The sequence below is a fragment of the Stappia sp. genome, from assembly GCF_048261845.1.
Taxonomy (GTDB): Bacteria; Pseudomonadota; Alphaproteobacteria; order Rhizobiales; family Stappiaceae; genus Stappia.
The window spans coordinates 60,874-81,672 of record NZ_JBLXFR010000003.1; the positions used below are offsets into that span (position 1 = coordinate 60,874).

The following is a 20,799-nucleotide window of genomic DNA, read 5'->3' on the forward strand; positions in this document are numbered from 1 at the left end:
ACAGGGGTTTGGGCCGATGGCCAGCGGCGGCAGGCGAAACCTTGCGAGTGGTCAGGTGCCGCTGTCCGCCAGTTCGCTCTTGTGGGCCCGGTAGAGCGTCATGATCTCGGCCGCCGTTTCCTCGATCGAGCGGCGGGTAACGTCGATCAACGGCCAGCCGTTTTCCGCACAGATCTTGCGCGTTACCGAGATCTCGCGCGCAATCACCCGGCGGTCGACATAGGTCTCGTTGGCGAAGTTTGCCGCGCTCAGCGACAGGATGCGGTTCTGCCGGACCTGCTGGATGCGCTCGACGGAGGCGATGACCGCCACGATCAGCGCCTTTCGCGATTCCTGAAGCTGCCGGGGAAGAGGGATGTCCGGCACGATCGGGATGTTGGCGGCCTTGATGCCACGGTTGGCAAGATAGATGCAGGTCGGTGTCTTCGATGTCCGGCTGACGCCGAGCAGCACCACATCGGCCTCGTCCAGATCGTCCGGTATCTGCCCGTCGTCGTGCAGCATCGTGAAATTCAACGCATCTATTCGCCGGAAATAGTCGGCATCGAGCGCGTGCTGGCCGCCGACACGACCGGTCAGCCGCACATTCAGGTAGGACTGGAAAACGGAAAACACCGGCGAGAGGATGTTGACGCACGGCACACCGGCGGCGCGGCCTGCCTGCTCGAGGCGGCTGGCCAGTTCGGCATCGACGAGCGTGTAGAGGACGATGCCCGGGGCGTGCTCGATCTCGTCGATGACGTGGTCGAGCTGTCTGGTCGAACGCACCAGGGGGTAGACGTGCTCGATCGCCTGAACGTCCTCGTACTGGGCGGTGGCGGCACGTGCCACGGTCATCAGGGTTTCACCGGTGGAGTCCGAAACCATGTGAAGGTGGAAGAAGTTACGGGCTTTTCCCAAGCTGTTATCCCCGTCGCGCACTCGGTATGTTGATATCAGGGGCAAACCGGGGCCTTTTGCCCCTGTCGCTCCGACACCATGCCCGAAGCGCGAAAACAATCAACATGGGTGGCCGTTGCGCGAAACGGTTCGGGAAGTGTCGGGCATTGCGGGGACAATGTGATTGTTCTGTGACTGTCCCCAGACTGTCCAGTCCCGCCTTAAAGGTTAACAGATGGTTAACAAACTCGTAATCGTCTGGGAACAATAGATAAATTGGGTTATCACCGTAGCCGACAAATCTCTTTTGCCCGATACCCCCTCGACACGGTGGAAGGGAACAGGTCATGTGGAGCAGTGTCGACAACCGATAATCCCGGTTGTCCAACGACAAACAAAAACAACAGAATCCTCATTTAAGGATTCTTTTCTTTTTTAAAGGGGGTCCTTGTGACTCAAACGGCTTCGAGACGGGTCATGCGCGTTCTTGCTGGAGAACGGCTGTGGCCACCCCCTGTCTGGATGATGAGACAGGCCGGTCGATACCTCCCTGAATACCGCGCCACCCGTTCAAAAAAGGTTAATTTCCTGGAGTTCTGTTACGACACGGACCTTGCAACGGAAGTGACCCTTCAGCCCATACGGCGCTACGGCTTCGACGCTGCGATCCTGTTCTCCGATATTTTCGTGGTTCCCGACGCGCTCGGTTATCCCGTTCGCTTCGAGGAAGGTCGCGGACCGGTGCTGGACCCCTTGTCCCGGGATCTGGTCGGGCGACTTGATCGTGAACGTGCTGTCTCGCATCTGGACCCCGTCATTGCGACCGTGTCCCGCTTGCGGGCCGAGCTTCCCGATGAAACGACGCTTCTTGGCTTCTGCGGGGCTCCGTGGACGGTTGCCTGCTACTCGGTGGCAGGACACACGACCCAGGACCAGACAGCCGCCCGCATCGGCGCCTATCGCGATCCGGAGCTGATGCAATCGTTCATCGACCAGCTCGTCCCCGCGTCGATCGATTATCTGGTGCGACAACTCCAGGCCGGGGCGGATGCCGTCCAGATTTTCGACACCTGGGCGGGCGTGCTCGACGATGCCGGGTTTGCGCGCTGGTCGATCGCTCCGACGAAGGCAATTGTCGAGGGCGTGCGGGCAGCGGTTCCCGATGCGAAGATCATCGGTTTCCCCAAGGCCTCCGCTGCCCGGCTGGCGGATTTCATTGCCGGCACGGGCGTGGATGCGGTCGGTCTCGACTGGACGGTACCGGCCCTACTTGCGCGACAGGTGCAGAAGCAGGTGCCGGTGCAGGGAAATCTCGATCCGATGCGGCTTGTGGCCGGTGGCCAGGCGCTGCTGGACGGTGTCGACCAGGTTCTGGAGACACTGGGTGAGGGCCCCCTGGTCTTCAACCTCGGGCACGGCGTGACGCCGGATGCGGATCCCGACAATGTCGCGCGGATGATCGACCGGGTGCGGCAGGCGAAAGACCCGAGAGGCTGACGGGGCGATGCTCTACTTGTGGCTGAAGGCCTTGCACATCATTTCGGTCATCGCCTGGATGGCCGGAATGTTCTACCTGCCGCGTCTCTTCGTCTATCACGCGGAGACGCAGGCCGGCACGCCGCAGAGCGAGACGTTCAAGGTGATGGAGCGGCGCCTGCTCAAGGCGATCATCACGCCGGCGATGATCGCGACTTGGGTGTTCGGCCTGTGGGTGGCGCATGAAGGCGGATTTTTTGCCGACGGCTGGTTTCATGCAAAACTCGCGGTCGTCATTGCAATGAGCGGCCTGCATGGCTATCTGGCGAAATGCGTGCGCGTTTTTGCCGCGGATGCCAACACGCGAACAGCGCGGCACTACCGGATCGTCAACGAGGTGCCGACCGTTTTCATGGTTATTATTGTCATTCTTGTGGTTTTGAAGCCGTTCTAGACACGCCATTCATGGCTGACCCTGCGTACGGGTCCTGAATATGTACAAGCCCTGATGCACGTATTGTTGCGGGAGCATCAAGAATGACACTTGCTCTTGCGAAGTTAAGAATGTAAATTCCCTCAACCTCACATCCTGCGGGCATGGTGTCACCACCCGTATCGGTCAGGAAGCCCGGCAGGCGCGACCGCGACGGATACCCAAGGCACCAGGCCGGATTGCAAGATCCGGCTTCCGATCCGCAGACAATCCCTTTTCTGTCCTTTGATCCGGTTGCTGCAAGCAAACTGCGTGATCGCTCACATCCACCCTCTAGCAGAAGATTACCCCTTGCCCATGCGGGAAATGAAACTCTCAGATCTCAAGATCAAGTCGCCGACCGAACTGCTCGCTTTCGCCGAGGAACATGAGGTCGAGAACGCCAGCACCATGCGCAAGCAGGAGCTGATGTTCGCCATATTGAAACAGCTTGCCGCGCAGGACGTCGACATCATCGGCGAGGGTGTCGTCGAGGTTCTGCAGGACGGTTTCGGCTTCCTCCGATCGCCCGATGCCAACTACCTGCCGGGGCCGGACGATATTTATATCTCTCCTTCCCAGATCCGCCGGTTCTCCCTGCGTACCGGCGACACGGTCGAGGGCGAGATTCGCAGCCCCAAGGAAGGTGAGCGGTACTTTGCGCTCCTCAAGGTCAACAAGATCAATTTCGAGGATCCCGAGAAGGCCCGCCACAAGGTTCACTTCGACAACCTGACGCCGCTCTATCCGGACGAGCGGCTGAAGATGGAAGTCGAAAACCCGACGGTCAAGGACCTGTCCTCGCGCGTTATCGACCTGGTCGCGCCGCTCGGCAAGGGTCAGCGCGGCCTGATCACGGCGCCGCCGCGAACCGGCAAGACCGTCTTCCTTCAGAACATCGCCAAGGCGATCACCACCAACCACCCCGAGTGCTACCTGATCGTTCTCTTGATCGATGAGCGCCCGGAAGAGGTGACCGACATGCAGCGGACGGTCAACGGAGAGGTCGTTTCCTCGACCTTCGACGAACCGGCCGTGCGCCACGTTCAGGTGGCGGAGATGGTCATCGAGAAGGCCAAGCGCCTTGTCGAACACGGGCGCGACGTGGTCATCCTGCTGGATTCGATCACGCGCCTGGGTCGTGCCTACAACACCGTCGTGCCGTCCTCCGGCAAGGTGCTGACCGGTGGTGTCGATGCCAACGCGTTGCAACGGCCGAAGCGCTTCTTCGGCGCTGCCCGGAACATCGAGGAAGGCGGCTCGCTGACCATCATCGCGACGGCCCTGATCGATACCGGCAGCCGCATGGATGAGGTCATTTTCGAGGAGTTCAAGGGCACCGGCAACTCCGAGATCATTCTGGACCGCAAGATCTCCGACAAGCGCGTGTTCCCGGCGATCGACATCCAGCGCTCGGGCACCCGCAAGGAAGAGCTTCTGGTCGAGCCGGTTCAGCTCAAGAAGATGTTCGTTCTGCGCCGTATCCTCAACCCGATGGGTACGGTCGATGCGATCGAGTTCCTGCTCGACAAGCTGCGTCAGACGAAGTCGAACGACGAGTTCTTCGACAGCATGAACACCTGACAATCCGGTTGTGAATTGCCCGGCCGGTCATCCGGCCGGAGCTCCGCAGATCGGGTTTACAGATTCACGTGAAACACCCGCGCCAGGAATGGTGCGGGTGTTTTGCATTCACGTCTTCGGTATGTTTCACGTGAATCAGGTCGATTCGGTTCTGTAATGACAAGTTGGCAAGAACGGAGTGCGTCCATGGCGGTCGAACTGGAAACGGAGCGACTGCTCCTGAGGCCTTGGCGGGAGACCGACCTTGAGCCGTTTGCAGAGCTTTGTGCCGACAGTGAAGTGATGCGCTACTTCCCGGCCGTGCTCAGCCGCGAGGAGAGCAAGGCGTTGATCGAACGTGCCGTCATGAAGACGCGGGACGACGGGTTCTGCTTTCAGCCCGTGGAGGAGAAGGCGAGCGGACGGTTCCTCGGTTTTGTCGGGCTGAGCAGGCCCGTCTGGGATCTGCCGTTCACACCATGTGTGGAAATCGGCTGGCGGTTGGCACGAACAGCATGGGGACAGGGGTTTGCGAGCGAGGCTGCAAGGACGTGGCTTCGATTCGGTTACGAAACCCTCGGTCTTGCCGAGATCGTCTCCTTCACCGCGGTGCAGAATACACCGTCACAGGCTGTGATGCGGCGGATCGGAATGCGCCGGGACGAAGCGGATGACTTCGATCACCCCCAGATCGGGGAGGGGCATCCCCTTCGTCCTCATGTGCTGTATCGCCTGTCACGGACGGACTGGATGCGTTCGCTCGCCGCACCGGGATAATCCCGCCCCGGGCGCCTGTTTCGCTAAGGCAGCGCTGCCAGGGCCGGTGCGACCTCGGAAGGATCGGTGATCGGCGCCGAGCATGTTCCCTCGCGACAAAGGTAGAGGGTCGGTCGCCCGTCCTTCAGCGCCTTGCCGTGCAGGGGATGATGCGCGGCATGCCCGTGGCCCGGTGCGCCGAGGAGGCGCAACAGTGCGGGGTCGCCCCGATCCGACAGCGCCTTGTCGAAGTCGGCGGAAGCCCTGCCGTCGGGGCTGATGACAACTGCGAGAACCGCGTTCTCACGTGTGTCGATTGCGGAAAGTAGACCGGCGGTGCCGAAGGCGTTGACGGGAATTTCACCGCCGAAGGCATTGAGGACCGCATCGCATCGGGCGCGATAGTGATCATCGCCGGTCAGGTGCCAGAGCCGCGCAAGGCATTCCGCCGCGACTGCGTTGGCATTGGGAACCGCCTCGTCCAGCGGAGAGTAGGGACGGACGATCAGATCGTCGGCTGCAACGGAGCTCAGGTAATAGCCGCCAGCCTCGTGAGAGAAGTCCCGTTCCAGGGCGTCCGCCAGGGTTTCCGCGTCGCGGGTATATCCCTGGCACTCCGCCGGCTCCGCAGCTGTCTCCGCGAGGCTTAGCGCCGCACGCATCATGCAGGCGAGATCGCTGGCAAAACCGGGCCGTGTCAGGCGGCCGTCACGCCAGGCATGGGCAAGCCCTCCGTCCTGGTCTTGCATGGACTGCATGACAAAGGCGTAGGCCTTCGCTGCCTGTCGCCGCCACGATTCACGTGAAACACCATGCAGCCCGCTGACATGGGCAGCCTGGGCGAGGGCGGCTATCGCGTGACCGTTCCAGTCCGCAAGGACCTTGTCGTCGCGGCCGGGCCGGGTGCGGGTCTCGCGCGCGGCCAGAAGTCTTGCCCGCAAGGGGGCAAGGCCGGTCTCGTCGGCCGGCACGAGCCGGTCGGCAAGGCGGTTGGGAATGCTGGACCCCTCGAAGTTGCCGTTCGAGGTGATGTCGTAGGCCTGACTGAAGGCAATGCCGTCGGCGGGTCCTAGAACGGCGGCCACTTCGTCTGGCGTCCACACATAGAACTTGCCCTCGACGCCCTCGCTATCGGCGTCGAGGCTTGCTGCAAACGCATCGCCGTTCAGCATCTCACGGGTCATCCATTCGACGGTGTCATCGAGTCGCCTCCGAAACATCCCGGCCAGCTCAGGATCGAGATGTTTCAGGGATATTGCCCGCGAGAGGTGGGAAACGTACTGGGCGTTGTCGTAGAGCATTTTCTCGAAATGCGGGACCAGCCAGCGCTCGTCCACAGAGTAGCGGGCAAGCCCGCCGCCGACGTGATCGTAGATCCCGCCATTGCTCATCCGCTCCAGCGTGTGAATGCAGCGGGTCAGCATGTCGTCGTTGCCCGAACGGAGCGCGGCGCGCCAGACAAGGTCCATAACCGGCGCCTGGGGGAACTTGGGCGCACCCTTTATTCCCCCGTTCTCGGGATCGAGCAGGCCGGCCAGCCGTTCACCGGCCAGGACCGCCAGCCCGGGCTGAAGGATCTCGCCGCGACGGGGTGCACGGGCGAGGTGCTGCATCAGGTTCTGGCGGTTCGTATCGATTCGGCTGCGGTCCGAATGATACGTGGCAGAGATGGCTTCCAGCACTTCAATGAAGCCCGGCCGTCCCCAACGTGGCGTCTTGGGAAAATAGGTTCCTCCCCAGAAGGGTTCGGCTTCGCTGGTGAGGAACATCGTAAGGGGCCAGCCTCCCTGCTCTCCGAGCGCATGCAGGGCGTTCATGTAGATCTGGTCGATATCCGGCCGCTCCTCGCGGTCGACCTTGATGTTGACGAAGAGCCGGTTCATGACCTCGGCGACCTCGTCATCCTCGAAGCTCTCATGCGCCATGACGTGGCACCAGTGGCACGCCGCGTAGCCGACGGACAGAAGGATGGGCTTGCCCGTCTCGCGCGCTTCGGCGAGAGCTTCGCTGCCCCATGTCCGCCAGGCGACGGGATTGTCCTTGTGTTGGAGGAGATAGGGGCTGGTGGCGTCGCCAAGGCGGTTGTCGGTCATGGGCCGGTCCGGGTATGAGGGTCGGTGACGGTCGCGGGTCGTCTGGACGGGACCGCCGGACAACGCGGTGCTGCGTGTTGGCCTGTACGGGAAGGTAAGGCGGGGGCGCAGCTTCGCCAAGAGCCGCCAGTCGCACGGGTGTCCGGTCGTTGGTCCGGCAGGATGGAATGAGGTGTTCGTGGATACGATCTTCGCGGTTTCCAGCGGTGCTCCCCCGGCCGGAGTGGCGGTCATCCGCGTCTCCGGGCCGGCCAGCCGATTCGTACTCGAAACGATGTCCGGAAGCACCGCGACGCCAAGACAGGCGAGCCTTCGGTCCCTGCGACACCCGGCGGACGGAAGCCTGCTCGATCGCGCATTGGTGCTCTGGTTTCCCGGTCCCGCCAGCTTCACCGGCGAGGACGTGGTGGAGCTCCATTGTCATGGGGGCCGTGCCGTGGTTGCGGCCGTCCTTGGTGCGCTTGCCGGGATAGCAGGATGCCGGCCGGCGCTGGCCGGCGAGTTCACGCGGCGGGCCTTCGACAACGGGCGGCTCGACCTGCTTGAGGTGGAGGGCCTTGCCGATCTCGTCGCAGCCGAGACAGAGGCACAGCGTCGGCTGGCCGTGTCGCAGGCCGGGGGGGCATTGACCGCACTCTATGACGGTTGGCGCAGCCGGCTTTTGCGGATCCGCGCCATGATCGAGGCGGAGCTCGACTTTGCCGACGAGGAGGACGTTCCCGACGACAATTCCTCGGTCGTGTGGGAGGACGTCGAGACGCTGCGTCTCGATATCACGTCGCATCTCGAGCGCTCGCATGCGGCCGAGCGGCTTCGCGCCGGGCTGCAGGTTGTCCTGCTGGGACGACCCAATGCCGGCAAGTCGAGCTTGCTGAATGCCATTGCACGGCGTGACGTGGCGATCGTCACGGAAGAGGCGGGAACCACACGGGACGTGATCGAAGTGCATCTCGACCTTTCGGGTCTGCCTCTTACCCTGGTCGACACGGCAGGCTTGCGCGAGACCACAGGGGTGGTTGAGCGCGAGGGAATCCGGCGGGCGTTGGAGCGAGCCGGAACGGCTGACCTCGTGCTCTGGCTGTCGGACCCGGGAGACCCGGGACCCGATGATATCGATTCGCTTCCGCAATCATCCGTTCCCGTCTGGAGGGTGTTGACGAAAGCGGATCTGACCAGCGGCGAGGGGCATACCGGCCCGTCGAAGACGGGGACGAAAACGCCGGTCTTCAGCGTCTCGGCCCTCACGGGTGACGGCATGGACCTACTGCTTGCGAAGCTGGGCGACTTTGCTGGCTCTCTGGTCGGCCAGCTCGATGATCCCGTCGCCACACGGGAACGCCACCGCTGGCACCTGGCCCGCGCCCTCGAAGCGGTGGAGGGCGCGCTCGCAAGTTCCCTGCCGCTGGAACTGAGGGCGGAAGAGCTGCGGCGGGCGGCGGGCGCACTTGGCCACATTGCCGGACGCATCGGCGTGGAGGATATTCTCGACGTGATTTTCGGCGAGTTTTGTATCGGAAAGTAAACGAGCGTTTCACGTGAAACACCGGAATCCGGCGATCGATTCAAAACCGTAATGAAGACTCATCCGTAACGATGACCGAGCCGAGCTGCCGAACCCGTCGTTTCGGGTTCGGAGCCCATTCTGTCTCCTCGGGTTGCCGCTCTTTATTGCGGGCGGGCCGGCGGGCCCGGGAGAGGGCCGGCTCCACCTGTGGTGCGCGAAGCGCTTTGACCGGGCGCCGTCATTTCGCTATCACCATTCCTGGATTTATCCACAAGAGCCGGACACCCTGACAACCGCCCGCCGACATGCTTGCCGGTGGAGGCGAGGTCGGCTCGGAGGCGTCCATGGGCGGAAAGCCCGATCAAAGTGGCGAGAAGAAGTGACGATGACGATGTCTGACAGGGTCCCGGGCGCAGGCGGGTTCGGCGCCGGGTTCGACGTGGTGGTGATCGGCGGTGGCCATGCGGGTTGCGAGGCCGCCGCGGCCTCTGCGCGGCTGGGCGCCCGCACGGCCCTCGTGACGCATCGCTTCGACACGATCGGGATCATGTCCTGCAACCCCGCCATCGGGGGGCTTGGCAAGGGGCACCTCGTGCGTGAGGTGGACGCACTCGATGGATTGATGGGCCGCGTTGCCGATCGTGCGGGCATCCAGTTTCGCCTTTTGAACCGTCGCAAGGGGCCGGCCGTTCGCGGACCCCGCGCCCAGGCCGACCGGAGGCTCTACCGGGAGGCAATGCAGGATGCGATCCGCGAGACCGGAAACCTGACGGTGGTCGAGGGAGAGGCTGCCCGGCTTGTCGTTGCGGGCGGGCGCGTCGGTGGCATTACGCTGGCGGATGGGCGGGAGATCGCCTGCGGGGCAGTGGTGCTCACCACCGGCACCTTTCTGCGCGGCGTCATTCATATCGGCGACCGCAAGATTCCGGCGGGCCGGGCCGACGAAGCGCCTGCGGAGCAGTTGTCCGCCTCGTTGCTGGAGCACGGGTTCGACCTTGGTCGCCTGAAGACGGGAACGCCGGCGCGCCTGGATGGCAGGACCATTCACTGGGACCGGCTGGAGGAGCAGGTCGGCGATTCGGATCCGGAACCATTTTCGACGCTGACAGGCGCGATCACCACGCCGCAGGTCTCCTGCCACATCACCCGCACGACGGCGCGGACGCATGCCATCATCCGGGAGAACCTGCATCGTTCCGCGATGTATTCCGGAGAGATCGTCGGCCGCGGCCCGCGCTACTGCCCGTCCATCGAGGACAAGGTCGTCCGGTTTGGCGATCGCGACAGCCATCAGGTGTTCCTGGAACCGGAAGGGCTGGACGATCCGACGGTCTATCCGAACGGGATTTCGACATCCTTGCCGGAAGACGTGCAGCTCGCCTTTCTCAGGAGCATCCCGGGTCTGGAAGATGTTGAAGTCCTGCGTTCGGGATATGCGATCGAGTACGATCATGTCGATCCGCGAGAGCTCGACCGGACGCTCGAGACGCGCCGCGTCGGCGGACTGTATCTCGCGGGCCAGATCAACGGGACAACCGGATACGAGGAGGCTGCGGCGCAGGGGCTCGTGGCGGGGCTCAACGCGGCCTTGAAGGCGGGCGGAAAAGAACCGGTCGTCTTCGGCCGCGACTCCGGCTATCTCGGGGTGATGATCGATGACCTCGTGACATGTGGCATCAGCGAGCCGTACCGGATGTTTACCTCGCGCGCCGAGTACCGCCTCTCCCTGCGCGCCGACAACGCCGACCAGCGGCTGACGCCGGTGGGCATCGCGCTTGGTTGCGTCTCAGCGGAGCGGCAGGCTGCCTTTACGCGCAAATGCGCGGCCATCGAGGAGACCGGTTCCGTGCTCAAGGCGCTGTCGCTGACGCCGGAGGAGGGGCGCCGGTCCGGGTTGCCCATAAACCAGGATGGCGTTCGCCGATCGGCCTATGACCTTCTCTCTTATCCCGATATCGATCTCGCCAGGCTGGAAGCCGTCTGGCCGGCGGAGATCGGCCGGCTTGATCCGAAGATTGCCGGGCAGGTGGCGATCGATGCGCTCTATGCCGTCTATCTGAAGCGGCAGGTGTCGGATATCGAGGCTCTTCGCCGGGACGAGGCGTTGGTGCTGCCATCCGATATCGACTACGCGCAGGTCAAGGGCCTGTCCAACGAGGCGCGGCAGAAGCTCAATGATGCCCGGCCCGAAACGCTCGGACAGGCGGCCCGCATCGAGGGGGTGACGCCGGCCGCGCTGACGCTGCTTCTGTCGCATGTCCGCAAGGGATCACTCACCCGCGTGGAGGGCGGCGGAATGCGCCGCCGCGGCGAGGCTCCCGGCGAGGCCGTCGCGTGAGCCGCCCCGTCGGTGCTGCGGTCGTTGACGGCCCGGAACTGCTTCACGACATTTGCCCGGTTTCACGTGAAACAGTCGAGCGCCTGAGCATCTATGTGAATTTGCTCCTGCATTGGCAGAAGGCGCAGAACCTTGTGGCGCCATCGACCCTTTCGGAAATCTGGCGCCGGCATGTTGCCGACAGCTTGCAGATCCTGCAACTGGCCCCGGATGCCCGCGTGTGGGCCGATCTTGGCAGTGGCGCCGGGTTTCCCGGGCTGGTCACGGCGATCGTACTGTCCGGTCGGGGCGAGGCGGGTGCCTGCGTTCATCTGGTGGAAAGCAACCAGCGGAAGGCGGCGTTCCTGCGTGCCGTCATTCGCGAGACAGGGTGTCCCGCGCAGGTGCATGCGGGGCGGATCGAGGATGTCTCGGCAAGCTTGAGCGGCGAGGTCGAGGCCGTGTCGGCCCGGGCGCTTGCTGACCTTTCGCAGCTTTGCGCCTATGTCGAACCGTTTTCAGCTGCCGGTGCACCGGCGATTTTCCACAAAGGAAAAAATTTCCGCGACGAGGTGACGCAAGCGTCTCACGCTTGGGACTTCGATCTGGTACAAACAGTAAGCCTCATCGATCCCGACAGCCGGCTCCTGACACTCAGGCAAATCCGGCCCCGTGGCGCGACAGGGAAAGGTTAGATCCGGATGAGCATGCTGCCTCAAACTCCCCGCGTCCTGGCGCTGGCAAACCAGAAGGGTGGCGTCGGCAAGACGACGACAGCCATCAATCTCGGAACGGCGCTCGCCGCCATTGGCGAACGGGTGCTTGTGATCGATCTCGACCCGCAGGGCAATGCCTCGACAGGTCTCGGCATCGACCGGCGAAACCGCGACGTTTCCACCTATGATGTCCTGATCGGCGACTGTTCGCTTGCCGAAACGATCCAGGATACGGCGGTGCCGCGTCTGTGGGTCGCGCCGTCGACGATGGACCTGCTCGGCGTCGAGCTCGAGATCGCGGGACGGCAGGACCGGGCACATCGCCTTCGCAAGGCGATCTCCGAACTGGCGGAAGAGGGCCGGCATTCCGGAATGCCGGATTTCAGTTATGTCCTCATCGATTGTCCTCCGTCTCTCAACCTTCTGACAATCAACGCACTTTCGGCGTCTCACTCGATTCTCGTGCCCTTGCAGTGCGAGTTTTTCGCGCTCGAGGGTCTCAGCCAGTTGCTCAGCACGGTGGAGCAGGTGAAGGCGGCGCTCAATCCGGAACTGTCGATCCATGGCATCGTCCTGACCATGTATGACAGCCGGAACAATCTATCGGCGCAGGTCGTTGCGGATGTGCGTGAGACCATGGGCGATGCGGTCTACGAGACGATTATCCCGCGCAATGTGCGGGTGTCGGAAGCCCCGTCCTACGGCAAGCCGGCGCTGCTCTACGATCTGAAGTGTTCCGGTAGCCAGGCTTATCTTCGTCTGGCCTCGGAGATCATCCAGCGGGAGCGTTCGCTGCGCGGGGTTGCCGCGTAGATTTTCTCTCTGGCGAAGGATTCGGCGGCGCAACGATTTGCCGGCACGGGTTGAACGCGCGAATGGGGGGCGGCGAGACCGTCCTGCGCAGCGGGATGCGACAACGGGTAGAGTGAGACATGGCGGAAGACGACGGCGGAAAGAAGAAGCGGCTCGGACGCGGCCTTGCGGCGCTGATCGGCGAGGTCGGCACCGAGCCGCCCGCGGATCCGCGTCCGCCGCGTGACACCCGGCGGGTGCCGATCGAGTTTTTGACGGCGAACCCGCGCAACCCGCGCAAGAGTTTCACCGAGGCCGATCTCGACGATCTCACCAATTCCGTTCGGGAGAAGGGGATCGTGCAGCCGCTGCTCGTTCGGCCGGTGGCCGACCGGGACAATGCCTACGAGATCATCGCCGGCGAGCGCCGCTGGCGGGCCGCGCAGCGCGCGGGCCTGCATATGGTTCCTGTGGTGGTGCGCGACGTCACCGATCAGGAGGCGCTGGAACTTGCGATCATCGAGAACGTCCAGCGGGCCGACCTCAATCCGATCGAGGAGGGGCTTGGCTACGACCAGCTTGTCCAGGAGTTTTCGTACAGCCAGAGTGAACTTGCCAAGGTGATAGGCAAGAGCCGCAGTCATGTCGCCAACACGCTGCGCCTTTTGAAGCTGCCGAATTCGGTCAAGGACTATCTCGCGGAGGGGCTGCTGACCGCTGGCCATGCACGCGCCCTCATCACCGCCGAGGATCCGGCCGCGCTTGCCGAGCTGATTGTCGAGAAGGGTCTGAATGTTCGCGAGGCGGAGCGTCTTGCCCAGGACCCGGAGGCGCTGACGAGAAAGCTTCCGAGCAAGGCGGAGAAGCAGGCAAAGGACGCCGATACGAAAGCGCTGGAGAAGCGGCTGACCGATACGCTCGGCCTGAAGATCGCCATCGCACACAAGCAGGACAAGGGCGCGGGCGAGCTGAAGATCAAGTATGCATCGCTGGAGCAGCTCGACGAGATCTGCCGCCTGCTGGGCGTTCCCGGCTGATCCGGCAAACTGCGTGTTTGATCTGCAGGATGGATTCGGATCCGGTTCGACCTGTCGGCCTGATTGCGGCAGGTCGTCCGGGTATGGCGTGATTGACGTTCACCCGATTGGCTTCATCCGGGTTCGAAACGAGCGCGTGACCGGAAAATAACAGCAAAAACAACAGATTAAAGGATTTCCCCTGGATCCGGCGCGCGCGCCGAGCCTGTCGGGAGCGAAACGAAACTCAGGTTTCGTTGACTAGTCGATGTCGATCGCCTCGTCCGCCTCCAGGACACGTCTGAGTCTGGCGAAGGCAAGACGGATGCGTGACTTGACCGTGCCGAGCGGCAGGCCGGTTTCCTCGGATATCTGGCTGTGCGACAGGCCGGCGAAGAACGCGCGGCGGATCAGATCCGCCTGTTCCTCCGGCAGGCTTGCCATTGCCTTGCGGACGCGATCCTCGCGCAGGCGAGCGTCAAGCTCGTCGTCCTGATCCTCGGGGGCGGCGGGGCGAAGGCTCGGATCCTCCTGGTCGATCAGTCCGGACCGGTCGCGTCGCAAGGCGTCGATGCGGCGGTTGCGTGCGATGCGAAAGAGCCAGGTGGAGGCGGTGGCGCGTTGCGAATCGAAGAGGTGGGCCTTGCGCCACAGGGTTATCATCACTTCCTGCGTCAGTTCCTCCGCCAGCGACGGTTCCGACCCGAGCCGGACGAGATAGGCCTTCAGGCGCGGGGCGAAATGGTCGAAAAGCTCGGCAAATGCTGTCCGGTCGCCGGCTTCGGCGACCCTGGCGATCAATGGAGAGAAACGGTCATTCGACGACACGCTGAAATGGCCTCGATCATTGTCCTGCGGCGGGGTACAGACTGGACACTGTCCTGAATGTCGCTCGAAACTGCAAATCAGACCAGCATCTTGTTGTGTCGGTTCACCGCGCGTCCCGTCGGAATAGCGGATGCAGGGCGTGGCGTCGACAGGGGAACCGCGGCTCCTGGGCTCGCCCGGTCCGTACCTGTGTCAGGCCCTGCCCGGTTTCCGAAGACAGCATGGCGGGTGCCGGTCACACTCTCGCCCGATTTGTACCGCCAGCGTGCCGGATCAGGTGATCACAAGGGTTTCCACCGCCGCGCGGCAAGCTTTCGCGGAAATCAACCCTTTCGTAACTTGCTAGGCGATAACCTTAAGGCAAGGTGACCAACGCCCGGCAAATTCGACCCAAATCCGAATGGTTAGCAGTAGCGGTTTAGGAGATGATGCAAGCAAGAACGCTTATCCCGGCTCTTCTGGCACTCGTCCTCACGGGCGTGTCGGCTCACGCCCAGACACCGACCCTTGTCGGTCAGCACAATGATTGGGCGACTTATTCCTATGGAGGTTCCAAGGGAAAAGTCTGTTACGCCCTGTCGAAACCCACGAAACTCGCGCCGAGCGATCGCAATCACGGAGATGTCTACTTTTTCATCTCCAACCGGCCCGGCGAGAATGTGAACAATGAGCCCAGCGTCATCGTTGGCTATGCGTTCAAGGAACAGTCCTCGGTTTCCGTCGACGTCGACGGCCAGAAGTTCACCATGTTCACCAAGAACGACGGTGCCTGGATGGCCAATCCGACCGAGGAACGCCAGCTTGTGGCGGCCATGAAGGCCGGCCGGGGGATGGTGGTGACGGGCGTCTCCGCCAGGGGCACGCAAACCACCTATGATTATTCCCTGTCCGGTGTGACGGCCGCGATCTCGGCCGCCGACAAGGCCTGCCAGTAATCCGGACCGGTGCGTGAGCGCCGAAACGGTCTGGTCTCGTTTCCACCTGGAAGCGGAGCTCCCCCGCCCGGGGCGCATAGGCTTTGGGGGTCACAAGGCCGCCGGCTTGATGTATAAGGGCGACAGTTCCAGAAGGCGGCGGCCGATCGGCCCCGCCTTTTGGCATTGGCGCAGGGGGATGCCCTGCACACGGCTATGCCGGATCCCGACACAGGATCCGACCGGGCCGCGACCCCGTTTCCTGGATTGAGACATGAGCGAGATCGAGACCATCGCCACCGGGGCCACCGTGCCCGCTCCGACCCTCTCCGCCGCACCGGCGGAGAAACCGACCCTTGTCGGCATGGACCGGGCCGAGCTTGCGGAGGCGCTTGCCGGCATCGGCGTGCCCGAGCGCCAGCAGCGCATGCGCGTTGCCCAGCTCTGGCACTGGCTCTACGTGCGCGGCGCCTCGGATTTCTCCGAAATGACAAACATCGCCAAGGACCTGCGAACGGTCCTTGGAAACGCCTTCACGATCCGCCGCCCCGAGATGGTCTCCGAGCAGATTTCCAGTGACGGCACGCGCAAATGGCTGTTTCGTTTTCCGCCGCGCGGCGCCGGGCGACCGGTCGAGATCGAGACGGTCTACATTCCCGAGGAGGGGCGCGGCACTCTTTGCGTCTCCTCGCAGGTCGGCTGTACGCTGACTTGCACCTTTTGCCATACGGGAACCCAGCGCCTGGTGCGGAACCTGACGGCCGAGGAGGTCCTGTCCCAGATCCTGGTCGCCCGCGACCGGTTGGGCGACTTCCCGAAAGGCGAGACGCCGGAAGGCGCCGCTGTGCCGAGCGAGGGCCGTCTTGTCACCAACATCGTGATGATGGGCATGGGCGAGCCGCTCTACAATTTCGACAATGTGAAAAAAGCGCTTCTGATCGCTTCGGACGGAGACGGGCTGTCGCTGTCGAAGCGGCGCATCACCCTGTCGACATCCGGTGTGGTGCCGATGATCGAGCGCACCGGCGCGGAAATTTCCTGCATGCTGGCGATTTCCCTGCATGCGGTCCGCGACGAGCTGCGCGACGAACTGGTGCCGATCAACAAGAAGTGGAACATCGCGGCGCTGCTCGATGCCTGCCGCTCCTATCCCGGTCTCAACAACGCCCGGCGCATCACGTTCGAATACGTGATGCTCAAGGGTGTCAATGACAGCCTTGCCGATGCCAGGGAACTGGTGCGGCTGCTGAAGGGCATTCCGGCGAAGATCAACCTGATCCCGTTCAACCCCTGGCCCGGTTCGCCTTACGAATGCTCCGACTGGGAGCAGATCGAGGCGTTTGCCGAGGTGGTCAACCGCGCCGGCTACGCATCGCCGATCCGCACGCCGCGCGGCCGGGACATCTTCGCTGCCTGCGGTCAGCTCAAGTCGGAATCCGAGAAAATGCGTGCCAGGGAGCGCAATGCGCTGGAGACGGCCGCGCCCGCGCATGGATGACCGGCCGGGCACGGTGATCGACGGCGGTCGCCTTTTTGGTCAAGGTATCCGGATCGTGCTTGCGCTTGTCGCCGCCTTCCTCGCCGCCGCCTTTTTCCTGGCCTTCGGGCTTCTTCGTGCGATAGAGCCGAGCGCGGATCCCGTCGCGTTCGGCATGACCGTCGGCTGGTCCCTTGTCGGCGCCAGCATTGTCGGCGGGTTCGCTTTCGTCCCGTCGCTGGTGGCGATTGCCATCTCGGAAGCATTCGGACTGCGCGGCATGATCCATCACATCCTTGCCGGCGGTCTTGTCGGGGCGGGGACATGGATCCTTGCCGAGGCGGGGTCTCCGGGCGTTGCCCAAGGCCTTCCCGCCGGAACGCTTGTCGTGCTGGCTGCGGGGTTTGTCGCAGGCTTCGTCTACTGGTTGCTTGCCGGTCGTCAGGCCGGATGCTGGCGGGTGCCACGCCAGGGCGACCCGGGATCCTCCGTCTGATTTTCCTGAACGACTGCCGGGATGGTCTAAAGGGTCATGCCGCGCGCGCTCCAGCGCTGCCGTGCCCGCTGCACCGCCGGAGCCTCGGGATGGGCGGCGGCGGCCTCGCGCAACAGCCCGTCCGACGCCGTTTCGATCTCGGCAATCAGCTTGCTGTGGAAGTCGTCGATGTCGCGACCGGGCAGGATCGCAGGCAGGAACTCGACGATCACGGTGCCGGGCTGCAGGATCCATCCCCGACGCGGCCAGTAGACGCCTGCATTCAGCGCCACGGGCAGGACGGGGGCCGCAAGCGAGCGGTAGAGATGCGAGACGCCGTACTTGTAGCGCGGTTCCTCGCCCGCTCCTTTTCGCGTGCCTTCCGGAAAGATCAGGATCTGCCGTCCTTCGGCGATCGCCTGCCGGGCCTTCTCCGTCATCGCGGCCAGTGCGAGCGACCGTTTGCCGCGGTCAACCGGAATCTGACGGAACTTGGCGGTGTACCAGCCGAACAGCGGGATGTAGCGCAACTCGCGCTTGAGCACGTAGGTCGGCGAGGCGAAGAGCGGCAGAAGGGCGAATGTTTCCCAGACAGACTGGTGTTTGGCCGCGACGATGCAGCCTCCCCGGGGGATGTTGCCGAGCCCGCGATATTCCACACGCAGGCCGACGATCCAGCGCAGCAGGAAGAGATTGACCCGCGCCCAGAAGGGAACCAGCGGCCAGCCGAGACGGCGGGGGAGAATGAAGACGGGCAATCCGCCGATCATCAGCACCAGTGTCGACAGGTAGAACAGGCCCTGGAAGAGCAACGAGCGGATCAGGAGCATCGGACTTGAACCGGATGGGTGTTGGCACGGTGGCCCGGAAGGTCCCGGGCCGGGTGGGAAGGCATGCGTCGGTCGGGGCCGGACGCCCCGGCGGGCGGCCGGTTCACGGTTTCGGCGTGCCCATCATGGCGATGCGAAGCCAGGCAAGCATATACTTGATATGTTCCCTGGCCAGAAGCAGGGTCGTTCGGGGGTCGGTATACCATCTGTCGAACTCCAGATCCGCCGTCTGGACCGGCACGGGAACGAGGCTGATCCCATCCATCACGGAGTGCAGTTCAAGCAGCGCACGGGGCATATGGTAGGCGCTGGTCACGACAAGCAGCCGGTCGAAGCCGTTGCGGCGGGCCCATTTCGCCGTTTCCGAGGCATTTTGAAGCGTGTTGCTGGCATTGCGGTCGAGATCGACACAGCAGGTAAAGAGCGTCAGGTCGCTGGCCGTGCTGCTGACGATCTGTTGCGGGGTCGTTTCCGGGTGAACGCCGGAAATGAGCAGGCGCTCGCCGCGGCCCGAACCGAGAAGTTCGAGCGCGTGTTTCACCCGTTCGCTGCCGCCAGTGAGAACGACGATCGCGTCGGCGCCCACCGTGTCATCGGTTTCAAGCCCGGTCACGGACGCGGCGAAGCGCAGGAAGCTTCCGGCGTAGAAACCGGTCCCGGCGATCGCGGCAAGCAGCACGATCAGCAGCAGGATGCTGCGCGCCGGGCGGCGTAGCGGCCTGGCTGCCTTGTCTTTCACGTGTTCGTGTGACCCGTCGGTGGTCATGACCGGTTCCGTAGCATGCTGGTCGTCTTGCGCGCTCATCGCTCTCGTCTCGCCCGGCAACGGCGCAGATCGAAAGGCGACTGTCCGGGTGATTCGATCCCGGTCTTGCGCCAACAGCATCTAACGCCCAAGCGGAGGTGGTTTTCCACCCCCGGCATGACCTTTTGGCCCAGAAGGCCTTCCGCGGTTCTTGTTGGCAGCACTTCGCGGCGGGATCATGGTGGGGGCGCCGATGTCAGGTCTAGCGCATCGTCTCGATGAAACGGCCCAGAGCCCGGCTGGCGTTGTTGTATGCGGCGGAGATGGCGAGGCGGACGCAGGTACCTGCGCGCAGGTAAGCGGCCCGCAATGCTGGCGCCTGTCGCTCCATGAGATCCATGCGGTAGAGAAGGTGATGGACGGCGACAATGACAAGCAGCGTCAAACCCCAGGCGATCAGCGTATCCGAGAGGAAGTGACCGCCAAAGGCGACCCGGTTGGCGGAGAGCGCGATCACCAGAGGCAGCACCGCCACGAGGACAGGCTTGCGCCAGGCTGGGGGAGCGACAAAAGCGAGCGCAATCAGCCACAAGCTGGAGGACGCCTCGCCCGAGACGAAGGAGCAGTTGGTGTCGCAGTGGTCGGTGATGCGCCAGACGGGCACATAGGGTGCGTCGCCGCCGAAGGCATCGACGGCATTCGGCCGCGGCCGCCCCCAGTTGTTCTTGAACAGCGCATTGACCACCAGGCCGGGCCCGATCACCAGTGTCGACAAGAGGAAGAGCGGCGTGCGCAGTCGCAAGCCTTTTGGTGTCCGGCCGGTCAGGAAGGCGAAGAGGAGGATCGCCACGCAGCTGCCGGCGATCAGTTTCACGAGAAAAGGACCCAGTTCCCGCAACCTGAGGAAGAACGGCTGGGACGCCAGCGGAAAGCCGTCTCCGGCTTGATGGAACAGCCCGGTCGCGGCCAGGTCGACACCTGGAAAAACAGTAAAAAAGACAGATATCACTGCGAGATAGGCAAGGCATGCGAGCGCCAGGGGGCCGGTCTCGGCGCGGCTCAGCCGCTGGACGAACCGCGCGCTCTTGTCGCCGGCTGCGGAATCTCGGTGGTCGGTCACGTCCTCTTGCGGGCTCCTAGTCGCTGCGGGTACCGGGTTATAACTGTCTCGCCCACCCTGTCCAAGGGCAACGACCGCCCCGAAAGCGCCGTCGACCACGCGCCGGCAACCGTGGTATCATGCGCCCTTGCGAAACGGGTGCGGCCCACCCGATATTGCCGAGAGCCTTCCCGCCATGACCTTTCTTCCCGATATTGCGACGCTTGCCGCCTTCACGCTTGCCTGCCTCGTCCTGGTGCTGACGCCGGGGCCCGATATGACGCTGTTTGTCGGCCGCTCGCTGTCGCAGGGCCGGGCCGCGGGCATGGCCTCGATGGCCGGTGCCGCCGCCGGCAACGTGATCCACACGATGCTGGCCGCCTTCGGACTTTCGGCACTCATCGCTGCCTCGGCGGAGGCCTTTTTCGTGGTGAAGATCGTCGGTGCCCTCTATCTGCTGTGGCTTGCCTTCCAGAGCCTGCGGCATGGTTCGGCCCTGAGCGTCTCGCCGGAGCGCGGGTCGACGCAAAAGCCATTGTCGCGGGTTTTCGCGGCCGGCCTTCTGGTCAACCTGCTCAATCCGAAGATCATCCTGTTTTTCCTGACCTTCCTGCCGCAGTTCGTTACGGCGGGCGATCCGGATGCCGCCGGCAAACTGGTCTTTCTCGGCCTCTACATGGTCGCCTTCTCGCTGCCATTCTGCGCCGCCATGGTGTTGATGGCGGAGGGCTTTGCGCGGTCCCTGCGCCGTTCGCCGCGCATCATGCGGATGATCGACTGGCTGTTTGCCGGCATCATCGGAGGTTTCGCGGTCAAGATCCTGTTTGCCAGCCGCGCCTGACGCCCG

19 protein-coding genes are annotated in these 20,799 nt (G+C 63.6%); 13 read left to right on the forward strand and 6 right to left on the reverse strand.

Going from position 1 to position 20,799, the window contains the following annotated elements:
- Window positions 1-51: 51 nt before the first annotated feature.
- Window positions 52-900 (reverse strand): pyruvate, water dikinase regulatory protein, encoded by an 849-nt coding sequence (locus ACN0T5_RS02565; protein WP_417767051.1) that lies wholly within the window; start codon window positions 898-900, stop codon window positions 52-54.
- Between the two features lie 456 nt (window positions 901-1,356).
- On the opposite strand from ACN0T5_RS02565, the gene hemE reads away from it, so the two are divergent.
- The 4 genes from hemE to ACN0T5_RS02585 all read left to right on the forward strand — a co-directional run bounded on the left by hemE (window position 1,357) and on the right by ACN0T5_RS02585 (window position 5,167).
- Window positions 1,357-2,376: a uroporphyrinogen decarboxylase gene (gene hemE, locus ACN0T5_RS02570; RefSeq protein ID WP_417767052.1), complete on the forward strand. Its 1,020-nt coding sequence runs from the start codon at window positions 1,357-1,359 to the stop codon at window positions 2,374-2,376.
- A gap of 7 nt (window positions 2,377-2,383) precedes the next feature.
- Window positions 2,384-2,809, forward strand: coding sequence for a protoporphyrinogen oxidase HemJ (gene hemJ, locus ACN0T5_RS02575; RefSeq protein WP_417767053.1), 426 nt, complete (start codon window positions 2,384-2,386; stop codon window positions 2,807-2,809).
- Window positions 2,810-3,145: 336 nt separating this feature from the next.
- Complete coding sequence (gene rho / locus ACN0T5_RS02580; RefSeq protein WP_306030416.1) at window positions 3,146-4,411, forward strand: transcription termination factor Rho; 1,266 nt, start codon at window positions 3,146-3,148, stop codon at window positions 4,409-4,411.
- A gap of 186 nt (window positions 4,412-4,597) precedes the next feature.
- Window positions 4,598-5,167: a GNAT family N-acetyltransferase gene (locus ACN0T5_RS02585; RefSeq protein ID WP_417767054.1), complete on the forward strand. Its 570-nt coding sequence runs from the start codon at window positions 4,598-4,600 to the stop codon at window positions 5,165-5,167.
- A 23-nt stretch (window positions 5,168-5,190) separates the two neighbouring features.
- Here ACN0T5_RS02585 and ACN0T5_RS02590 read toward each other — a convergent pair whose 3' ends face one another.
- Window positions 5,191-7,239, reverse strand: coding sequence for a thioredoxin domain-containing protein (locus ACN0T5_RS02590; RefSeq protein ID WP_417767055.1), 2,049 nt, complete (start codon window positions 7,237-7,239; stop codon window positions 5,191-5,193).
- 178 nt (window positions 7,240-7,417) lie between these two features.
- Between ACN0T5_RS02590 and mnmE the strand changes: the two genes are divergently transcribed.
- From mnmE to ACN0T5_RS02615, 5 genes are all read left to right on the forward strand, one after another.
- Window positions 7,418-8,761 carry a tRNA uridine-5-carboxymethylaminomethyl(34) synthesis GTPase MnmE gene (gene mnmE / locus ACN0T5_RS02595; protein ID WP_417767056.1) on the forward strand — a complete coding sequence of 448 codons (1,344 nt, stop codon included), beginning with the start codon at window positions 7,418-7,420 and terminating at the stop codon, window positions 8,759-8,761.
- Window positions 8,762-9,134: 373 nt separating this feature from the next.
- A complete protein-coding gene (mnmG, locus tag ACN0T5_RS02600) occupies window positions 9,135-11,081 on the forward strand; it encodes a tRNA uridine-5-carboxymethylaminomethyl(34) synthesis enzyme MnmG (protein WP_417767057.1) in 1,947 nt (648 codons plus the stop codon).
- Between the two features lie 38 nt (window positions 11,082-11,119).
- Window positions 11,120-11,755, forward strand: a complete 636-nt coding sequence (rsmG, locus tag ACN0T5_RS02605) for a 16S rRNA (guanine(527)-N(7))-methyltransferase RsmG (protein ID WP_417767155.1) — start codon at window positions 11,120-11,122, stop codon at window positions 11,753-11,755.
- A gap of 6 nt (window positions 11,756-11,761) precedes the next feature.
- Complete coding sequence (locus tag ACN0T5_RS02610) at window positions 11,762-12,589, forward strand: ParA family protein (RefSeq protein ID WP_417767058.1); 828 nt, start codon at window positions 11,762-11,764, stop codon at window positions 12,587-12,589.
- A gap of 119 nt (window positions 12,590-12,708) precedes the next feature.
- Window positions 12,709-13,605, forward strand: a complete 897-nt coding sequence (locus ACN0T5_RS02615; protein WP_417767059.1) for a ParB/RepB/Spo0J family partition protein — start codon at window positions 12,709-12,711, stop codon at window positions 13,603-13,605.
- Window positions 13,606-13,845: 240 nt separating this feature from the next.
- Here ACN0T5_RS02615 and ACN0T5_RS02620 read toward each other — a convergent pair whose 3' ends face one another.
- The gene (locus tag ACN0T5_RS02620; protein WP_417767060.1) at window positions 13,846-14,412 is read right to left on the reverse strand and encodes a sigma-70 family RNA polymerase sigma factor; all 567 of its coding nucleotides are present in this window, start codon (window positions 14,410-14,412) and stop codon (window positions 13,846-13,848) included.
- 428 nt (window positions 14,413-14,840) lie between these two features.
- Here ACN0T5_RS02620 and ACN0T5_RS02625 point away from each other — a divergent pair, with 428 nt between their 5' ends.
- From ACN0T5_RS02625 to ACN0T5_RS02635, 3 genes are all read left to right on the forward strand, one after another.
- On the forward strand, window positions 14,841-15,347 hold the full coding sequence (locus ACN0T5_RS02625; RefSeq protein WP_417767061.1) for an invasion associated locus B family protein: 507 nt from the start codon (window positions 14,841-14,843) through the stop codon (window positions 15,345-15,347).
- A gap of 253 nt (window positions 15,348-15,600) precedes the next feature.
- Window positions 15,601-16,824: a 23S rRNA (adenine(2503)-C(2))-methyltransferase RlmN gene (rlmN, locus tag ACN0T5_RS02630; protein ID WP_417767062.1), complete on the forward strand. Its 1,224-nt coding sequence runs from the start codon at window positions 15,601-15,603 to the stop codon at window positions 16,822-16,824.
- Window positions 16,790-17,299, forward strand: coding sequence for a translation initiation factor IF-3 (locus ACN0T5_RS02635; RefSeq protein WP_417767063.1), 510 nt, complete (start codon window positions 16,790-16,792; stop codon window positions 17,297-17,299). Before rlmN ends, ACN0T5_RS02635 begins: the two co-directional genes overlap by 35 nt.
- Before the next feature lie 26 nt (window positions 17,300-17,325).
- Here ACN0T5_RS02635 and ACN0T5_RS02640 read toward each other — a convergent pair whose 3' ends face one another.
- From ACN0T5_RS02640 to ACN0T5_RS02650, 3 genes are all read right to left on the reverse strand, one after another.
- Window positions 17,326-18,108 (reverse strand): lysophospholipid acyltransferase family protein, encoded by a 783-nt coding sequence (locus tag ACN0T5_RS02640; protein ID WP_417767064.1) that lies wholly within the window; start codon window positions 18,106-18,108, stop codon window positions 17,326-17,328.
- A 103-nt stretch (window positions 18,109-18,211) separates the two neighbouring features.
- Complete coding sequence (locus ACN0T5_RS02645; RefSeq protein WP_417767065.1) at window positions 18,212-18,913, reverse strand: YdcF family protein; 702 nt, start codon at window positions 18,911-18,913, stop codon at window positions 18,212-18,214.
- Between the two features lie 202 nt (window positions 18,914-19,115).
- On the reverse strand, window positions 19,116-19,973 hold the full coding sequence (locus ACN0T5_RS02650; RefSeq protein ID WP_417767066.1) for a phosphatase PAP2 family protein: 858 nt from the start codon (window positions 19,971-19,973) through the stop codon (window positions 19,116-19,118).
- 175 nt (window positions 19,974-20,148) lie between these two features.
- On the opposite strand from ACN0T5_RS02650, the gene ACN0T5_RS02655 reads away from it, so the two are divergent.
- Window positions 20,149-20,793, forward strand: a complete 645-nt coding sequence (locus ACN0T5_RS02655; protein WP_417767067.1) for a LysE family translocator — start codon at window positions 20,149-20,151, stop codon at window positions 20,791-20,793.
- The last annotated feature ends 6 nt before the right edge of the window (window positions 20,794-20,799 follow it).